At 65.9% G+C, this 14,493-nt stretch carries 10 protein-coding genes; 4 read left to right on the top strand and 6 right to left on the bottom strand.

What is annotated here, in order from left to right:
* Positions 1–17: 17 nt before the first annotated feature.
* From QTH97_RS29285 to QTH97_RS29270, 4 genes are all read left to right on the top strand, one after another.
* Entirely contained in the window at positions 18–731 is a 714-nt protein-coding gene (locus tag QTH97_RS29285; RefSeq protein ID WP_286572089.1) for a response regulator, read from the top strand.
* A complete protein-coding gene (locus QTH97_RS29280) occupies positions 724–2,628 on the top strand; it encodes a hybrid sensor histidine kinase/response regulator (protein ID WP_286572088.1) in 1,905 nt (634 codons plus the stop codon). The genes QTH97_RS29285 and QTH97_RS29280 overlap by 8 nt, the downstream gene beginning before the upstream one ends.
* Positions 2,629–2,839: 211 nt before the next feature.
* Positions 2,840–3,547 carry a M48 family metalloprotease gene (locus tag QTH97_RS29275; RefSeq protein ID WP_286572159.1) on the top strand — a complete coding sequence of 236 codons (708 nt, stop codon included), beginning with the start codon at positions 2,840–2,842 and terminating at the stop codon, positions 3,545–3,547.
* A gap of 142 nt (positions 3,548–3,689) precedes the next feature.
* Positions 3,690–5,645 (top strand): putative Ig domain-containing protein, encoded by a 1,956-nt coding sequence (locus QTH97_RS29270; protein ID WP_286572086.1) that lies wholly within the window; start codon positions 3,690–3,692, stop codon positions 5,643–5,645.
* Between the two features lie 381 nt (positions 5,646–6,026).
* Here the strand turns inward: QTH97_RS29270 and QTH97_RS29265 are convergent, their stop codons facing one another.
* From QTH97_RS29265 to QTH97_RS29240, 6 genes are all read right to left on the bottom strand, one after another.
* Positions 6,027–7,727 carry a hypothetical protein gene (locus QTH97_RS29265; RefSeq protein ID WP_286572085.1) on the bottom strand — a complete coding sequence of 567 codons (1,701 nt, stop codon included), beginning with the start codon at positions 7,725–7,727 and terminating at the stop codon, positions 6,027–6,029.
* Entirely contained in the window at positions 7,724–9,502 is a 1,779-nt protein-coding gene (locus QTH97_RS29260; RefSeq protein WP_286572084.1) for a Dyp-type peroxidase, read from the bottom strand. Before QTH97_RS29260 ends, QTH97_RS29265 begins: the two co-directional genes overlap by 4 nt.
* The gene (locus tag QTH97_RS29255; RefSeq protein ID WP_286572083.1) at positions 9,499–10,446 is read right to left on the bottom strand and encodes a DUF8225 domain-containing protein; all 948 of its coding nucleotides are present in this window, start codon (positions 10,444–10,446) and stop codon (positions 9,499–9,501) included. Before QTH97_RS29255 ends, QTH97_RS29260 begins: the two co-directional genes overlap by 4 nt.
* Positions 10,447–10,484: 38 nt before the next feature.
* A complete protein-coding gene (locus QTH97_RS29250) occupies positions 10,485–11,927 on the bottom strand; it encodes a tyrosinase family protein (protein ID WP_286572082.1) in 1,443 nt (480 codons plus the stop codon).
* 104 nt (positions 11,928–12,031) lie between these two features.
* Positions 12,032–13,792, bottom strand: a complete 1,761-nt coding sequence (locus QTH97_RS29245; RefSeq protein ID WP_286572081.1) for a tannase/feruloyl esterase family alpha/beta hydrolase — start codon at positions 13,790–13,792, stop codon at positions 12,032–12,034.
* Between the two features lie 229 nt (positions 13,793–14,021).
* Entirely contained in the window at positions 14,022–14,234 is a 213-nt protein-coding gene (locus QTH97_RS29240; protein WP_286572080.1) for a hypothetical protein, read from the bottom strand.
* Between the last annotated feature and the right edge of the window lie 259 nt (positions 14,235–14,493).

Here is a 14,493-nt window from a genome sequence, read left to right as displayed (position 1 = left end):
TAGGGACGAAGAGGGACATGGGCTCCATCGAGCCGCGTTATGCTGGCGGCGTCCGCGCGTCATCCGCGGATGCCGCACAGCGTGAACAAAAAAGGGGAGTGGTGATGAAGGTGATGCTGGTGGACGACCACGCGTTGTTCAGGGCCGGGCTGCGCTTGCTCGTGTCGACCGTATTGCGCAACGTCCAGGTCGTCGAGGCCAGTACGTTGGCCGAGGCCGCCGAGCTCGCGAAGAAGCCCTCGGGCATTTCGCTCTGCCTGCTCGACCTGGTGCTGAAGGACGGCAGCGGGCTCGACGGCCTGAGCCTTTTCCGTGAGACGGCCCCGGACATCGCCGTCGTCGTGGTCTCGGCGACCCAGGACGACGACACCATCCGCGCCTGCCTCGATGCCGGTGCCATGAGCTTCGTGCCCAAGAGCATGCCGCCCGAGGCACTGACCGAGGCCTTGCGTCGGGTGCTCGCGGGCCATGTGTTCCTGCCCGATCCGTTTCTCGCGGCGGCGCCTTCGCCCGGGCATCGCTCGGGATTGAGCCCGCGACAGTCCGACGTGCTGCGCCTGCTGTCGCGCGGCCTGCCTACCAAATCCATCGCGCGCGAACTCGGCATCTCCGAGAACACGGTCAAGGAGCACCTGACCGCCCTCTACCAGGTCTTGCGGGTGCGCAACCGCACCGAGGCGGTGGTCGCGGCCGCGCGGCTTGGGCTGGGCCCCGACGACCCCGATGCCTGAGCTGAGCGCACCCGCGCGGATCGGTGCACGGCAGGCCTGGCGGCAGATGTGGACGCTGCCGGATAGCTTCACGTCGCCGTCGCAGGAGCAGGCCTTTCTGCAGGCCTATTGCCGGCAATTCGCGGCCCATCGACGCCTGGCCATCGTGCTGGGAATCATCACCTCCACCTTCTTCCTCGGCCTCGACTATCTCTACAGCATCGGCGACCTGGAGTTCGGACACGTGCTGCGGCAAGTGCTGGGCAATCGCATCGCCACGGTGCTGCAACTGGTGCCTTTCATGCTCTTGGCAATGCGCCCGCGCTTCGAGCAGGACGAACGCTATGCCGGCTTGGTGCTGACGTCGGCGGCGGTCATCAACTTCCTGTTCTATTGCAACGGCTTTCTTGTCGTTCCGTATCCGTACGACTACATGTACTTCTTCATGGGGATGTGCATCAATGTCGTCTTCTGCTTCGCGATGCTTCGGCTGCGGGCGCGTGCCGTGCTGCTGCAGATCGCGCTTTGCCTGCTCGCGGCGTCCATCACTTTCGCATGGAACTGGCAGATCAAGGAAGACGACCTCGGAGAGCATGTCGCGCGCATCTACCAGCTGGCGGCGCTGAGCTTCCTGCTCACGATCTCGACGATCGGCTGGGTGGTGGCGAACCTGCTGGAGCGTCATGCGCGCACCAGCTTCGCGCAGACGCGGGAGCTCGCCCGGTCGAACGATCGGCTCGCAGGCCGCAGCCAGGACATCGAGCGTCTCAACGGGGCGCTGCGGGCCGCGGTGGAGCGCGCCGAGCGCGAGTCCGCAGCCCGCGCCCGCGTGCTGGCCTCGGCCAGCCACGACCTGCGCCAGCCACTGCATGCGTTGTCGATCTACAGCGCGGTGTTGAGCGCGGACCCGGGGCCGGAGACGCTGCGCGAGGTCGGCGGCCACATCGACCAGATCGCCCGTTCGCTCGGCGCGCTGCTGCATGGCCTGCTCGACCTGTCCCAACTGTCGAGCGGCCACTATGTCCCGGCCCATCACACAGTGGCACTCGATGAGCTGTGCCGCAGCCTGTGCAGCGAATTCAAGGCAGCGGCCGATGCCAAGGGTCTGATGCTGGCGTGCCGACTCGCGCCGGTGATCTGGAGCGGCGACACCCTGGCCCTGGCGCGCGTGATACGCAACCTGATGGACAACGCCATCAAGTACACCGCCCGCGGCGGGCTGACCCTGCGGCTGGCGCGTGAGGGCGCCTGCGCGGTGCTGATGGTGGAGGACACCGGCGAGGGCATCCACCCCGACGCTTTGTCGCGCATCTTCGAGGAGTTCTACCAGGTAGGAAACCAGGGCCGCGATCGCAGCCAGGGCGTGGGCCTGGGTTTGGCCATCGTGCACAGGCTGGTCGAACTCGCCGGGGGCGCGATCACGGTCCAGTCGCGACTCGGATCAGGCAGCATCTTCACGGTGAAGGTCCCGGGTGTCGAGGACTCTCGTGGACTCGCGGTCGCGCATGCCGAATCGACGGCCAACGGCAACCGCCAGCCGCTGGCCGCGCGCGTCTACATCATCGATGACGAGACGGACATCCTGCAGGGCATGTCGATGCTGCTGAAGTCGTGGGGCTGCGGCACCTGGGTTGCAACGGCGGCCGAGGAGGCCTCCGCGCTGTTTGCCTCCTTCGGCCGGCCTGACCTGATGATTGTCGACCTGCGCCTGGGCGGGCCCGAGAGCGGCGTGGAACTGGTGGAACGGTTGCAGGCGACCTACGGGCGGTTTCCAGTGCTGGTGGCCACTGGCGAGACGGCGTCGAAGGCGTTGCGCGGCGCAAAGCGCACCGGCTGGCCGCTGCTGCACAAGCCCATCGCCAGTGAAGTCCTGCGCGCAGCGGTCGAGCAGGCGCTGCGTCGGAGCAAGGGCGCCTGAGCGCTCGACCTTCCGGCCGATCGCGTCATCTAAGATCGCGGCGCCGACCTGCCGAGGGCACAGACCTTCGCTCGACGGCTTTTCCGCGCGACGCCGCCACATGGCTGCCGCGCTGCACATCTACTTCAGGGAGCTTCAAGTGCACTATTTCCGTCTTCATCTCATCGTGGCCGCAACCTCGGCCACCTTCGCGCTCGCCGGTTGCGAGACCATGAAGGGGATCGACACCCAGAGTCTGACCAACGTGGGAGGCACTGCCGTCAAGGCGATGTCGCTCAGCGACGGCGACATCGTCACGATGTCCGTGGAGTCCTGCGCCGCCATGGATCAGAAGAACAAGACGGCCGCGGCGTCCAGCGACTACGCCAAGCGGCTCGACCAGGTCGTCAAGGGCATGCCGGCGACGATCAATGGCAAGAGCGCGAACTACAAGGTCTATCTGACCGAGGAAGTCAATGCCTGGGCCATGGCCAATGGGTGCATCCGCGTCTACAGCGGCCTGATGGATCTCATGAACGACGACGAGTTGCGCGGCGTCATCGGCCACGAGATCGGCCACGTTGCGCTGGGCCATTCCAAGACGCGCATGCAGACCGCCTATGCGGCGTCGGCGGTCCGAGGCCTTGCCGGCGCGACAGGCAACAGCGCCTTGAAGGCGCTTTCCGAATCGCAGGCCGGCGAGCTGGCGGAGAAATTCGTCAACGCCCAGTTCTCGCAGTCGCAGGAAAGCGCGGCCGACGACTATTCTTTCGACCTGCTCACCGCCAGCAAGCTGGAGCGCAAGGGCCTGGTGACGGGCTTCCAGAAGCTCGCCAAGCTCAGCGCAGGCAGCGCACCGGGCAGTTCGCTGATGAGTTCGCATCCGCCGTCGGAAACCCGTGCCGCGCACATGCAGAAGCGCCTGGACAAGGGCGGCTGAGAAGGCACGCCCAGGGGGTCGAGCGAAGCGCCGGGAGGGGCTCCTCCGAGCGAAAAGTCAACCTTCACGACTTCGAATTCCATGGTGTCCATCGCGGTGCCGGAAGCGCATACTCCGCTTCCTTCAAGGGGACGGAGTCGATATGAATACGACATCGTGGCAAGGTGCGCTCCGCCTCCTGGCATGGGGCCTCGCAAGTTTCCTGACGCTCCTCTGCATGAGCGCATGCGGCGGTGGCGGCGGTGGCGGCTTCAACGTCGGCGGCAATCGGATCGATGCGCTCTACGTGCCTCCCGCAGGACTCCACTTCGCGCGCGACAGGGTCGTCTACCAGTTGGGCCAGGCAATCGACGCGAACGCACCCAGCAGCGGTGGCGGCACGATCCTCCGATACACCGTTGCACCCGCACTCCCCGAAGGACTGCAGATCGATCCAGCCACCGGCGTCATCAGCGGCACGCCGCGGATGGTGGCCGCACCGACCCTCTACACGGTCACCGGCATCAATTTCGCGGGCTCGGTCACGACCGGCCTGGAGATCTCGGTCAAGGCCGGTGTGGTGCCGCCTGCGAACCTGAGTTTCGAGAATCCGGATGCCATCTACACCGTAGGACAGCCCATCCCACCGAACCACCCATCGCTGGAAGGCGGCGACGTCAGCGGCTTTGCCGTGCAGCCCGCGCTGCCTGACGGGCTGGTGATCGACCCCATCTCCGGCGTCATTTCCGGGACGCCCACCCGCGACACTGCACCCGCGAACTTCACGGTGACCGCGAGCAACAGTGGCGGCTCGACCCGTGCCGTGCTGCGGATCGAGGTCCGCACCGCGTTCGTGGCCCCGGGATCGCTGAACTATTCGGAGCCGAACGCCATCTACGCCGAGGGCCGGCCCATCGTCCCCAACCACCCGAAAAGCACCGGCGGCGCGATGACTGGCTTCGTCGCGGTGCCGCCGTTGCCCCAGGGCCTGAGCATGGACCCTGTGTCCGGTGTCATTTCCGGCACGCCGCAAGGCACTCGGCCGGCAGCCGAACACACTGTGACGGGCTCCAATGAAGCCGGCTCGGTTTCAGCGAAGCTGAGCATCACGGTGGTCGCTCCCGGAACATGGCTGCCGACCGCCTCGATGGGCCAGGCCCGCACCAACCACACTGCCAGCCTGCTCGCGGACGGGACGGTGCTCGTCGCAGGCGGATACGACGACAGCGACACGCTGGCCACAGCAGAGTTCTACGCGCCGTCCACGGGCCTGTGGTCCATCACCAACCCCATGAGCGAGTCTCGCTTCTTCCACACGGCGACGGTGCTGTCGGATGGCCGTGTGCTGGCGGCCGGCGGCGAATACAGCGGCGGCTACCGCGCGACGGCGGAGCTCTACGATCCCGCCACCCTGAAGTGGGCACCGACCGGCTCGATGAGCACGGCCCGAAGCGGCCACACCGCGACGCTGCTGCCCAATGGCAAGGTGCTGATCGCGGGCGGATACGACGGCGCCTATCTCGACACCGCCGAGTTGTACGACCCCGCCACCGGCCTGTGGACGGCCGCCTCGCCCATGAACACGGCCCGCAGTGTTCACACCGCGAGCCTGCTGTCGAATGGCAAGGTGCTGGTCGCTGGAGGTTTCGGCGGCACCGCGCTCGCCGCGGCGGAACTGTACGACCCTGTGACGGGCCTGTGGACAGCCACCGCCCCGCTGATGACCGCCCGACTGACGCATTCGGCCACCGTGCTGCCTGATGCCAGGGTGCTGGTCGCGGGCGGATTCGGCGGGGGCGTCTCCCTCGCCTCGGCGGAACTCTACGACCCCGCCGCCGGCCTGTGGACGCCGACCGGCTCCATGACCACACCGCGCACCGCCGAGACCGCCACCTTGCTTCCTGCCGGCAAGGTCATGGTCGCCGGGGGCTACAACGGCAACACGGTTCTGGCCACCACGGAGCTTTACGACCCGGCCTCGGGCCTATGGGCTGCAACAGGTTCCTTGGCCGGTGCGCGCTACTTCCACACCGCGACACTGCTGCCTGGCGGCAACGTGCTGGCAACGGGGGGCTACGACGCCCAGTCCATCGCCACAGTGGAATTGCAAGTTCCGTAGCACGAGCGCCGGCGATGGCGCCGCGCAAAACGAAGGGCCCTCCGGAGACTGTCGTTCTTCCGGAGGGCCCTCGCAGCCTCGGAGTACCTCAAGGGTTTTGCCGAGACCGTATTGACAATATGGCGCAGGCTGCGGCGGTTCGAGTTCGGCAGGAGGCTGAAGCCGGAGACGGACGCCTCCTACGGCGAAGCGCATGCCTCGGGCCTCTGATCACCTCCGGGCCGAGGTGCCCAATTGGTGTGCACCGCGTTGCAAGCCAAGCCTGGAGTCGATTCCCTAGGTTCTTCATCACGTTGTCCACAGGTCTGTCCACGGCGGGCGTGGAGAACCTTTGCACGGCTGCGGCGACCAACGCGGCGGCAATTCCCGAAGCGATTTCCCTCACTGAACCTGCGTGGTCAGCCGCAGCAACGATCCGGCCGTGCCCGGCGTCCACGCATACAGGTCCGTCAGCGCCGCGGCCGCACCGCCTTGAGCGCGCGGAAGCATGACGCGGTAGCCCACGAATGACGGAATCGACGCCGCTGCAGGGAAGAGCGCGCCCATCGTCCCCGTTCCGAAGAGGATCGAAACCGCCGCGTAGTGGCCGCCGTGGGCGACCGAGCCGATCTCGATCGGTGTGAGCGACTCGAGGTCGGTCTGCACGATCTTCCCGTTGCCGCATTGCTTGTCGATGGCTGCGCTGGGGACGCAGGCGACGTAGCTGTCCAGCGGAGCCCGATCGGCCACTCGCTCCCTTCGCAGCACCATGGCATCGCGCTCTGGATGCGCGCCAAGCACGATGTCGTCCTTGCCGTCGAACCCGACGGCGTGAGTGACGGCGCCTGCGCGGTAAATCATGCGGTTCGCGGAGGCGCCCAATGGGGCCGCAGCGCGCACGGTGAAGGCGCCGCTGCCGTCCTTGCCGATCGCGGTGGCCGCATTCGGAACCCGGGGCTGCGCCGGATCCGCGTGCCACAGCGCCAGATGGCTGTCCGAGACGAAAACCGCGTAGATCGGCGGCGCCGCCACCGTAGCGATCATGGACGGCGACCCGGTTCCCGAAACCTTCATCAGCTTGTCGCCGTCCCCGAAGTAGAAGTTTTCCTTGTCCGCATGCCCCGTGGGGTTGCGCTGCCCGAAATCGGGCCGGGTGAAGGAGTAGGTCGGCTCCGCCAGTGTGGCGGTCGTTGCGGTCCACGCCAGGCGTCGCAGCTTTCCGTCGACCCGGTAGTAGCTTGCCTGCAGCGTCGAGTAGTCGTAGCCCATCAACTGAATGCTGCGCACGCCGGATGCGCCTTCCACTTTCCCGATGCGGCTGAAGTCGGGTCGAAAGAGCTCCAGGCCATCCTGCGTCGAGAGGACGAACGCCAGCGTCGTGAGGGCCCCGTCGTCAAGTGCATCCACGTACGTCCCGGGAAGGCCTGCCAGCGGCGGCGTCGTGGCCGTCATGGTGGATCGCACGAACACAGTCCTCCGATTGCTCGGGTCGGCGGCACGGGGCGACAGGTCGCAGGACCCGTTGGCGTCTTGCGCATCGACCTTGATCCAGGCATCCCGTCCGTCGGCGCTCACCCGCAGGGTCTCGAGGTCGAACGAAAGCCTGCACGCGGTGGACAGCGAGGAAATCTGCACGGGTTCACGAGGCAGGTCCGAGCGCAGATCGACCTTGAACACCTTGCCACCCTTCACGAAGATCGCCATGGCTTCTCCGTCGTAGGTGTAGGCGCGTGCCGCCCGGTCCACGGTGAAGGCTTGCGTGGTGCTGGCGTTCGGCGGGCCGAACATGCTCATGGGAAGGGTTCCGAGGTCGATCGCCTTGGGTGGGGCGGCCGAAGCGCCGGTCTCCACGACATGGAGCGTGGCCTTCGTCATTCGGTCCATGGGCGTGCTGCCGGCAAGCTCGGCGTTCACTACCCGGGCGATCGCGTAAGTCCTGGGAACGGCAGCGGCCGCGATCTTCGCTGGGGCGGAATCGCTTTTCCCGGCAGCGGAGGAGGGCGAGGCCCGGGCCGACTCGCCGTCGCCCTTGTCGTGGCAACCAGCCAAGCCGGAGGAAATGGCGACCGCAAGGGTGCACAGTGCGATGCCCTTGATATTCATGCCGCGAGCACCCCTGCAATGGCCTCGATGGGGGGAGAGAAAAAGTATCCGCCGCCGGTCGCCACCACCCACTCGTCGCACAGCTGCACCCGTTGGCTGCCGCCCGATGGAAGGGGCATATCGATGAAGCGGTCCCGAACACCGCGCACGTCGTGCTGCCCTATCACCGGATCGTGGCCGCCGAAGTTGGGCTGCACTGGACTGTTGACCCATCGGCGCGTGAGGAACTCGAACTGCTGTTCGATCGTTGCGCCGTATGAAATGAACATCAGGCCCCGCTCGGCTTCGAGCAGCTTGGACGGCGGGCGCTTGACGCCCGCAATGGCCGGACCGAACGGGATGCCGCGACGCAGCAGAAAGCGCATCAGCGTGTCAGCCGGTTTGCCCAGGTCGGTTGCGATGTCGCGGGGGTTGCTCTTTCGTATGTGCGCGAAATGCGGGCAGACGAGTCCGAGCATGTCCGCTCCTGCCTGCGCGAAGCCGTCGCCGGTGTAGCCGGGGATGGGGCGCAAGGGGATCGGCCGGGTCGGATCGTTGTAGATGAAGTGGTTGTTGGCCCATTCATCGCCGGCGAGCGTGGCGTTGTCGCTGGCTGGTGTGCGCATCACCGGTGCGCCGCTGGGCCACCTGCCAACGAGTTGGGAGGCAAATTGCATGGGGGGCAGGCCCAGTGCACCACTCGCCGCGCCCACGAATCCCCAGAAGGCAGGCACGTCCTGCCGCAGGCGGCGACTCACCAGGTAGGAGCCTAGCGCCGCCCAGCGTGGAAAATTGCTGGCTCCAGGGGCTTGCGCAACCAGGCTCTCGGTCGCCTGGCGCGGCTCGCCCAGGAGGAATTCACCCGGCCAGACCAGTATCTGTCCGGGTCGCGCCATGAACGCTGCTCGCGGATCGGCGGGATCGACATAGCGCGGTGTGATGTAGTCGCCGGGCGCCGCCGAGACCTTGCCACGTACTCCGGGCTGTGACACACCATCCTTGAAGCCGAAATGCTCATGCCCGCGAAGCCGGCCGGGGAGCGTGTCGCCGCGCTGTTCGAACAGCAGCTTGAGGGTGTTGCGCGCTGCCTCGGCCTTGATGGCATCGACCATGGTCTCGAGGTGGGATGGATGGTCTGCTGCCACGATCACCAGCACATCGGCTTCGTTGCGTGGCCCTCCCACCTTCCAATGCTTCGCGTGACCGGGATGGCGCGGGCTGGTCGGGTCGCCGAGAAAGGTCGAGCGCGCCGCGAGTCCCTGGCGAAAACTCTGGTCGCCGAAGGCAGCCGCGTCGTCCTTGCCGACCAACTGCGCAATGGCATGGCACGAGAACGCGATGTTGACCCACGTACTGCACATGGGCGGGTCCGACACACCGAGCCTGCGCCGCATGGCGCGGAACGCGCGAACGAACGAGAGCACGTCGTCCATTGACGAAACAAGCGGATGTATCCATCGCAGGAAATGCTTCGACTGACCCACCTTGCCAAGACGAAAGAACAAATAGTGCTGGTGGTCCTTGTTGAAGCCGGGAATGACGTTCCCTTGAATGTTGCCGCGCTGCTTGGGTGCGTAGACCGGCTCAGGCTCGCCGGGCACATCGGACTCGAAGACGCCCCCCAGGCCGGGTAGATGGATCCCCTTGGGCAGGATGAGTGGGATGTCGGCGAGTTGCTCCAGGAGTTTGGGCGCGACCGACTCGCCCAGCTTCACGTCAGGCACCAGAGCCTCCGGCTGGGGGAGGGCGCTTGCCTGCAGGCTGGGCTGCCTGGAACGGGGCGCTGTCTTCTTCATCGAATTCTCCCGCCGGCGATGCCCGCCACCATGACCGTCACATGTTCCGCGAGCTGGCCACCGAACTCGACCTGCCGCCCGCCTATCCGTATGTCACCAACGACGAACCCCTCGCTCGCCGGCACCTCGTACTCCAGCCGCAGCACCATCCCCGGGCTGCCGCGGACGACGCGCCAGTAGTCGCCCACCGGGCTGCCGTCGGGCCGGGCCCAACCGGTGTCATCCCAGTGGGTGATATAGAGGCCGATCGGTTCGCGCAGCGTGATCGACAGGCCCCGCCGCGCGAGCGCGGAAATGTCCATCGCGACTCGCGGATCGACCGACGTCCGCGGTCCGGGACTGTGCTCGTAGTTGTCGCGGGCGCCGCCGCTGTTGACGCTGCCCTGCGACAGGCCGAGTGCAGCGCTGAGCGTGTTGATGGTCTGGATGAGGTGAACGATGCCGTCGGCATGGTTCCAGTGGTTGCGGCGGTTGTACGAACCTCCGGGGCCGGCCAGATCGGCCTGAACAACTGCCGGGCTCACGAGCGTTCGATAGAGTGCGACGACGCGCGCTGGATCCACTGCCCACAAGTGCTCGAAGTACTCGGGTGTTTCGGTGACAAAGCTGACCTTGCGAATCTTGCCCGCGCCGTTTCTCTCCACATGCCATTCGCAGTACTCCTCCTGCACGTCGCGGTTTTCGCCGAGGGTAAAGGCGATCTGACGGTCGTCACGATGCCCGTAGACCAGCAGTGCGCGCGGGAACGCCATCCACGTGATGCGGTGCTGCGCCGCCACCGCCACGTTGGTTTCGCTCGCGTCGTAGAACTCGCCGCCAGGGCTGCCCGGGGTGCTGGCGTTGAGCCTTCCGGCAATGAACGCATGCCAGTTGTCGTAGAACGGCGAACCGGCGGGCAGATCGAGCAGCGATGCCGGCGTGTCGAAGCGTGTCACAAGTGCCATGCTGCCTCCGAGTGCGTGCGCACGATGGGTACCGGGAGCTAACGGGACCCGGCTGGCTTCGTGACGCGAATGGGAGTGGCCAGCAACTCGATCCTGTTGAGCTGAAGAACCAGATCCGGTCGCCGGAACTGTGCGTCGGCAGGTACGGCCACGAGTTGCACCGTGACGGGTGACCCTTCACGCAACTCCCCGCGCTGCATCAGGGCGCGCAGTGTTTGCGTGACATTGACAAGGTGCTTGGTCGCATGCATCTGCTCGTGCCTTCCGCCAGGGCTGCCAAAGAAGGAAAGGCTGCCGGCGTAGTGCACGTCCGTGGTCGGCGTTGCCGCGTTCGCGCCCGGCAAATTGACGAACACCCGCACGAAAAAGTCGTTGGCCTCCGGGAAGCGCGCGTACTCCACGTTCAGGAACAGGTTGCTCGCCGGATCGCGTTCGGTCAGCAGGCCCGTCAACGCCGATGCTTGCGTCACAGGAGGGCTCGAGTACGGTCTGCCTATGGGCGTTTGAACGGTTTCGGCAATCAGGAACCGCTGGCGGATATCCAACTGCACTGGAGCACCAGCCTCTACGCGGCGCCGAAGTTGCGCAAAGTCTTCTGCCGCGCGAACCTCTGCCGCGACTGCATGGGTGCCGATCGCGCTGGGTTCATACTGGTAAGACAACAGTGGCATCAGCGTCGTCGCTCCCGCAGTCATTGTCACCGGGCTTCCATCCCTGCGGAAGAAGTGATTCCAAGAAGTTGCGACCCAGCTCGCGTCGTTCGGATTGTCGAAGCCGAGCTCGAGGTTCCATTTGGCCCAGCAGTAGTCGATCATGCAATGGTGCATCCAGAACACCGGATCGATGGCCGAGCCTCCCGTGCGCATGTCCTGGCCAATGCGGACATGGACGTCTCCGTGCGGGCCCTCGAGCGTACCGCTGAAGGTGAGGAAGTTTGGATCGTCCAGGATAGGGTCGAGCGACGTGTTCGAAACTGGCGCGAACCCGGTGAGGTTGGTGACGTTGCGTGGGTGGAACAGCGGGCTGCCGGCCACCGTGAAGGCCGGATCCATTTGTCCGTCCTGGTTCCAGTTCCAGTAAGGCAGGGCGAAGCGGCTCTCTCCGGTCAGTCCCCTGCAGATGTCTTCCAGGAAGAACAGGTAGGCGCGGTGCCACGAAAAAAAGTGTGGAGTGCCGTGCTGGCAGAAGTTGAAGCCGCCGGTGACGCTCCCGTGGATCGCAGCCTGCGCGGCCCAACTGCGGCCATCGCTCGCAGGCAACGCTTTCATCGCTTGCACCGCGGAGCGATACGTCTGCAGGTCAGCCTGTGCGGCTGCGGAAGTGGCGGTCAGCCTTCGCCGGGTGGGGCGGTCCCGAATCTTCTGAAGAAGCGCTTCGCAGCCCCCCAGGCTCGTTGCCACGAACAGGCCAAGCGCAGCGTCGGCCAAACCCTTGATGAAGCCGCGACGTTGAGGGGAATGCATCTGGAACAGAAGATCCATTTCCAGCTCCTGTACCTGAATGGGCCGACGGTGTCGGTTGTCGCCCATCCGGCGAACTCGCGCATCCCTCCCAGGGAGGAGGGGAGGTGGGCAGACCCGCAGAGCTACCGGTGCGGCAACAGCAATCCTCGCTGCGTCAACGAATTGCGGATGTGCAGCATGTCGCCCGCTTCGACGTTGATATCCCTCGGGTGAGGCGTCTTGCAGGTGAAGCTGGAGGCGCTGTTGAGATCGCCTCCGTTCTCATACACGGCCTGCGCAGGATAGGGACACACCGGGCGCTGACGGACCACGCCGCCATTGGCGTCGAAGGCGGAGGCAACGATCTTCTCGGGCGCCACGCCTTCCTCTACCCACTTGATCACGGCACTGACCACATGTGTGTCCGCGTTGCGATATGCCTTCGGTGGCTCGGGTGCACCGCCGCCGATCGCGCTCGGACCCGTGCTGCCGCCGCAGTGGCCCACGGCGGGCAGCATGAACAACCGGTGGTACTCCCGCACCTTGCGCCCGAACACGAGCGCCGTGGCTTCGACGGCTTGCGGGGACAGTTCGTCGATGAGCCGGTCGGCCAGCCTGGGCGGCAGTGACTTCAGCCACTCGAACTGGGTGAGCGCGTAGTAGTAGCCGATCGACCCGTCGGGCGCCACGACCGAGTCATTCCATCCGTGGTACTGGATGATCTTGCCGCCACGTCGGGTGAACGCGCGCAGGTCGGGGCTGGGTGCCGCGGTGACAGGCGTCAGCGCCTGCTTCACGGTGTCGTACACGCTGGAGAAGTTGATGTCGCGCCGCCAGTCGAATGGCGGACTCTCCTGTGCATACACGTAGTGGCCGATGAACGGACCATAGCCGCCGTTATCGGCGAACAGGGGATTCCAGTCGGCCTCCGAGCCCAGTCGCGCGCCGGTGTAGCGCTGTACGCCCGCTTCGCTGGTGGTCCCCGCATACATGGCCTTGAAGACCGCAAGCTCCGTCGCGGTGAGCGTGCCGTCGCCGCTCGGCCCGAGGTTGTCGATGTCGAAGCGGCATGCGCGCGGGTTGGTGATCTGGCCGTCGGTCGCGCCGTCGAGTGCATCGCAGGCCTGCAGCACGCGCTGTGTGACTGCCTGGCGCTTCGCCGTGCTGACCGAAGGCGGACCGAAAGGGGCGCTGGGCGTCAGGTTCTTGCCCGTCCAGAGCAGCCACATCAGCAGGTCGGGGTAGAAGTTCGACGGCGCACCGGCCACGATGCCGTCGAAAAGCTCCGGGTAGTTCTGCGCCATCATGAGCGCCTGCCGCCCGCCGTTGGAGCACCCCTCGAAGTACGAGTACCTCACGGGCTCGGCATAGAAGGCGTTGCTCAATGCCTTGGCCGCCGTCGCCACCGAGTAGTGCGCGCGCAAGCCCCAGTCCTTGACCTTCTCGGGGCGGTTGAGCGTCCAGCTTGCCGATTCGCCACCGTCGTGGCCCATGTTGCTGCCCGCGCTCACGATGCCGTCGGCCACGTCCTGCGCCAGCCTCGCGTACGGGATCGAGCCCGCATAGCCACCGGTGCCGTTGACCTTCATGCGTCTGTTCCAGTCACCCGCAGACGGTGGCAGCCACACCTCGAACTTGATCTCCGAATCGGAGGAGGGCCGCGCGATGCCCTGGACCCGGCAGAACTGGACGGCCACCGTGGCACCGCCGATCACGGCCGGGGGATCGGTCAGGGTGGCGGACGTGATCGTCGCGTCGCCAGTGGTGACGGCCACCAGGCTGGCACAGTCCCAAGCGGCCTGTGCCGTACCGGCCAATGCCGCGACGCACAGGGCGCACGCTGCACGCAGGCCCGGCGCCTTGCGATGCCTGATTCGACGCACTGCGGTGGCTCGGTTCCTCATGCTCGTCTCCTTCATGGCGGTGACGCGACGCGCGGTGGCAGCGCAGGGGCGCGAGTCTGCGCCGCGCACACACGGCGAGGAAACCGGGTTTGTACGTAAACATTAGGTTTGCGGGCGCCCGAATGCCGAAGCCCCGCGGACCCCGGTTTCTCAGGGAAGAGTCAAGCAGGCAAGCAGCCGGGATCGCACGACTTGGAGGCGGTTCGGCCCGCATGGCCGAGGGGCGGATTCACCAGCCGGCGAGAGACTTCACCGACCAAATGAACGCGATCATGAGGAGCACGATGAGCAATGCCGTACCCCAACTGAAGCCGCCCTGCGGCCCGGGTTCATTGCCAAGCGGGGCGTGGAAAGTGGTGGGGCGCTCCTGTCGATCGGGCTTGTCCACCCACCATCCAAAGTTGGTGTCGCTGTCGCTGTCGCTTTCGTTCTTGCGGTTCATGTCACCATTCTAGAAATGGTAGTACTTTGGTATTCCGCTAGTTCTTCTTGTTCCGAGGCCGGAACGTGAACTCCTACGCACTATGTGCTGCATTCGATGATGGCGAACTTCCCGCAGCGGTCGAGCTCGAGTGGCAGGCCAAGTGCGTGCTCAATCGAAGTTCAGGAGGACCTTCATCGCCTGCGACCGGTCGGCTGCGAGCGCAAAGGCGCGCGCCGAATCGCGGTAGGACAGCGTGGCCGAGATCAGCGGCTTGACG

This window comes from Variovorax gracilis (assembly GCF_030317115.1).
Lineage (GTDB): Bacteria > Pseudomonadota > Gammaproteobacteria > Burkholderiales > Burkholderiaceae_C > Variovorax > Variovorax gracilis.
This window is presented reverse-complemented; position numbering and strand designations above follow the sequence as displayed.

Coding starts and splice junctions, on each gene's coding strand:
- QTH97_RS29275 (WP_286572159.1), top strand. CDS start 2,840: ATGAAGGGGATCGACACCCAGAGTCTGACCAACGTGGGAGGCACTGCC.
- QTH97_RS29240 (WP_286572080.1), bottom strand. CDS start 14,234: ATGAACCGCAAGAACGAAAGCGACAGCGACAGCGACACCAACTTTGGA.
- QTH97_RS29285 (WP_286572089.1), top strand. CDS start 18: ATGGGCTCCATCGAGCCGCGTTATGCTGGCGGCGTCCGCGCGTCATCC.
- QTH97_RS29250 (WP_286572082.1), bottom strand. CDS start 11,927: ATGGATCTTCTGTTCCAGATGCATTCCCCTCAACGTCGCGGCTTCATC.
- QTH97_RS29260 (WP_286572084.1), bottom strand. CDS start 9,502: ATGAAGAAGACAGCGCCCCGTTCCAGGCAGCCCAGCCTGCAGGCAAGC.
- QTH97_RS29280 (WP_286572088.1), top strand. CDS start 724: ATGCCTGAGCTGAGCGCACCCGCGCGGATCGGTGCACGGCAGGCCTGG.
- QTH97_RS29245 (WP_286572081.1), bottom strand. CDS start 13,792: ATGAGGAACCGAGCCACCGCAGTGCGTCGAATCAGGCATCGCAAGGCG.
- QTH97_RS29265 (WP_286572085.1), bottom strand. CDS start 7,727: ATGAATATCAAGGGCATCGCACTGTGCACCCTTGCGGTCGCCATTTCC.
- QTH97_RS29255 (WP_286572083.1), bottom strand. CDS start 10,446: ATGGCACTTGTGACACGCTTCGACACGCCGGCATCGCTGCTCGATCTG.
- QTH97_RS29270 (WP_286572086.1), top strand. CDS start 3,690: ATGAATACGACATCGTGGCAAGGTGCGCTCCGCCTCCTGGCATGGGGC.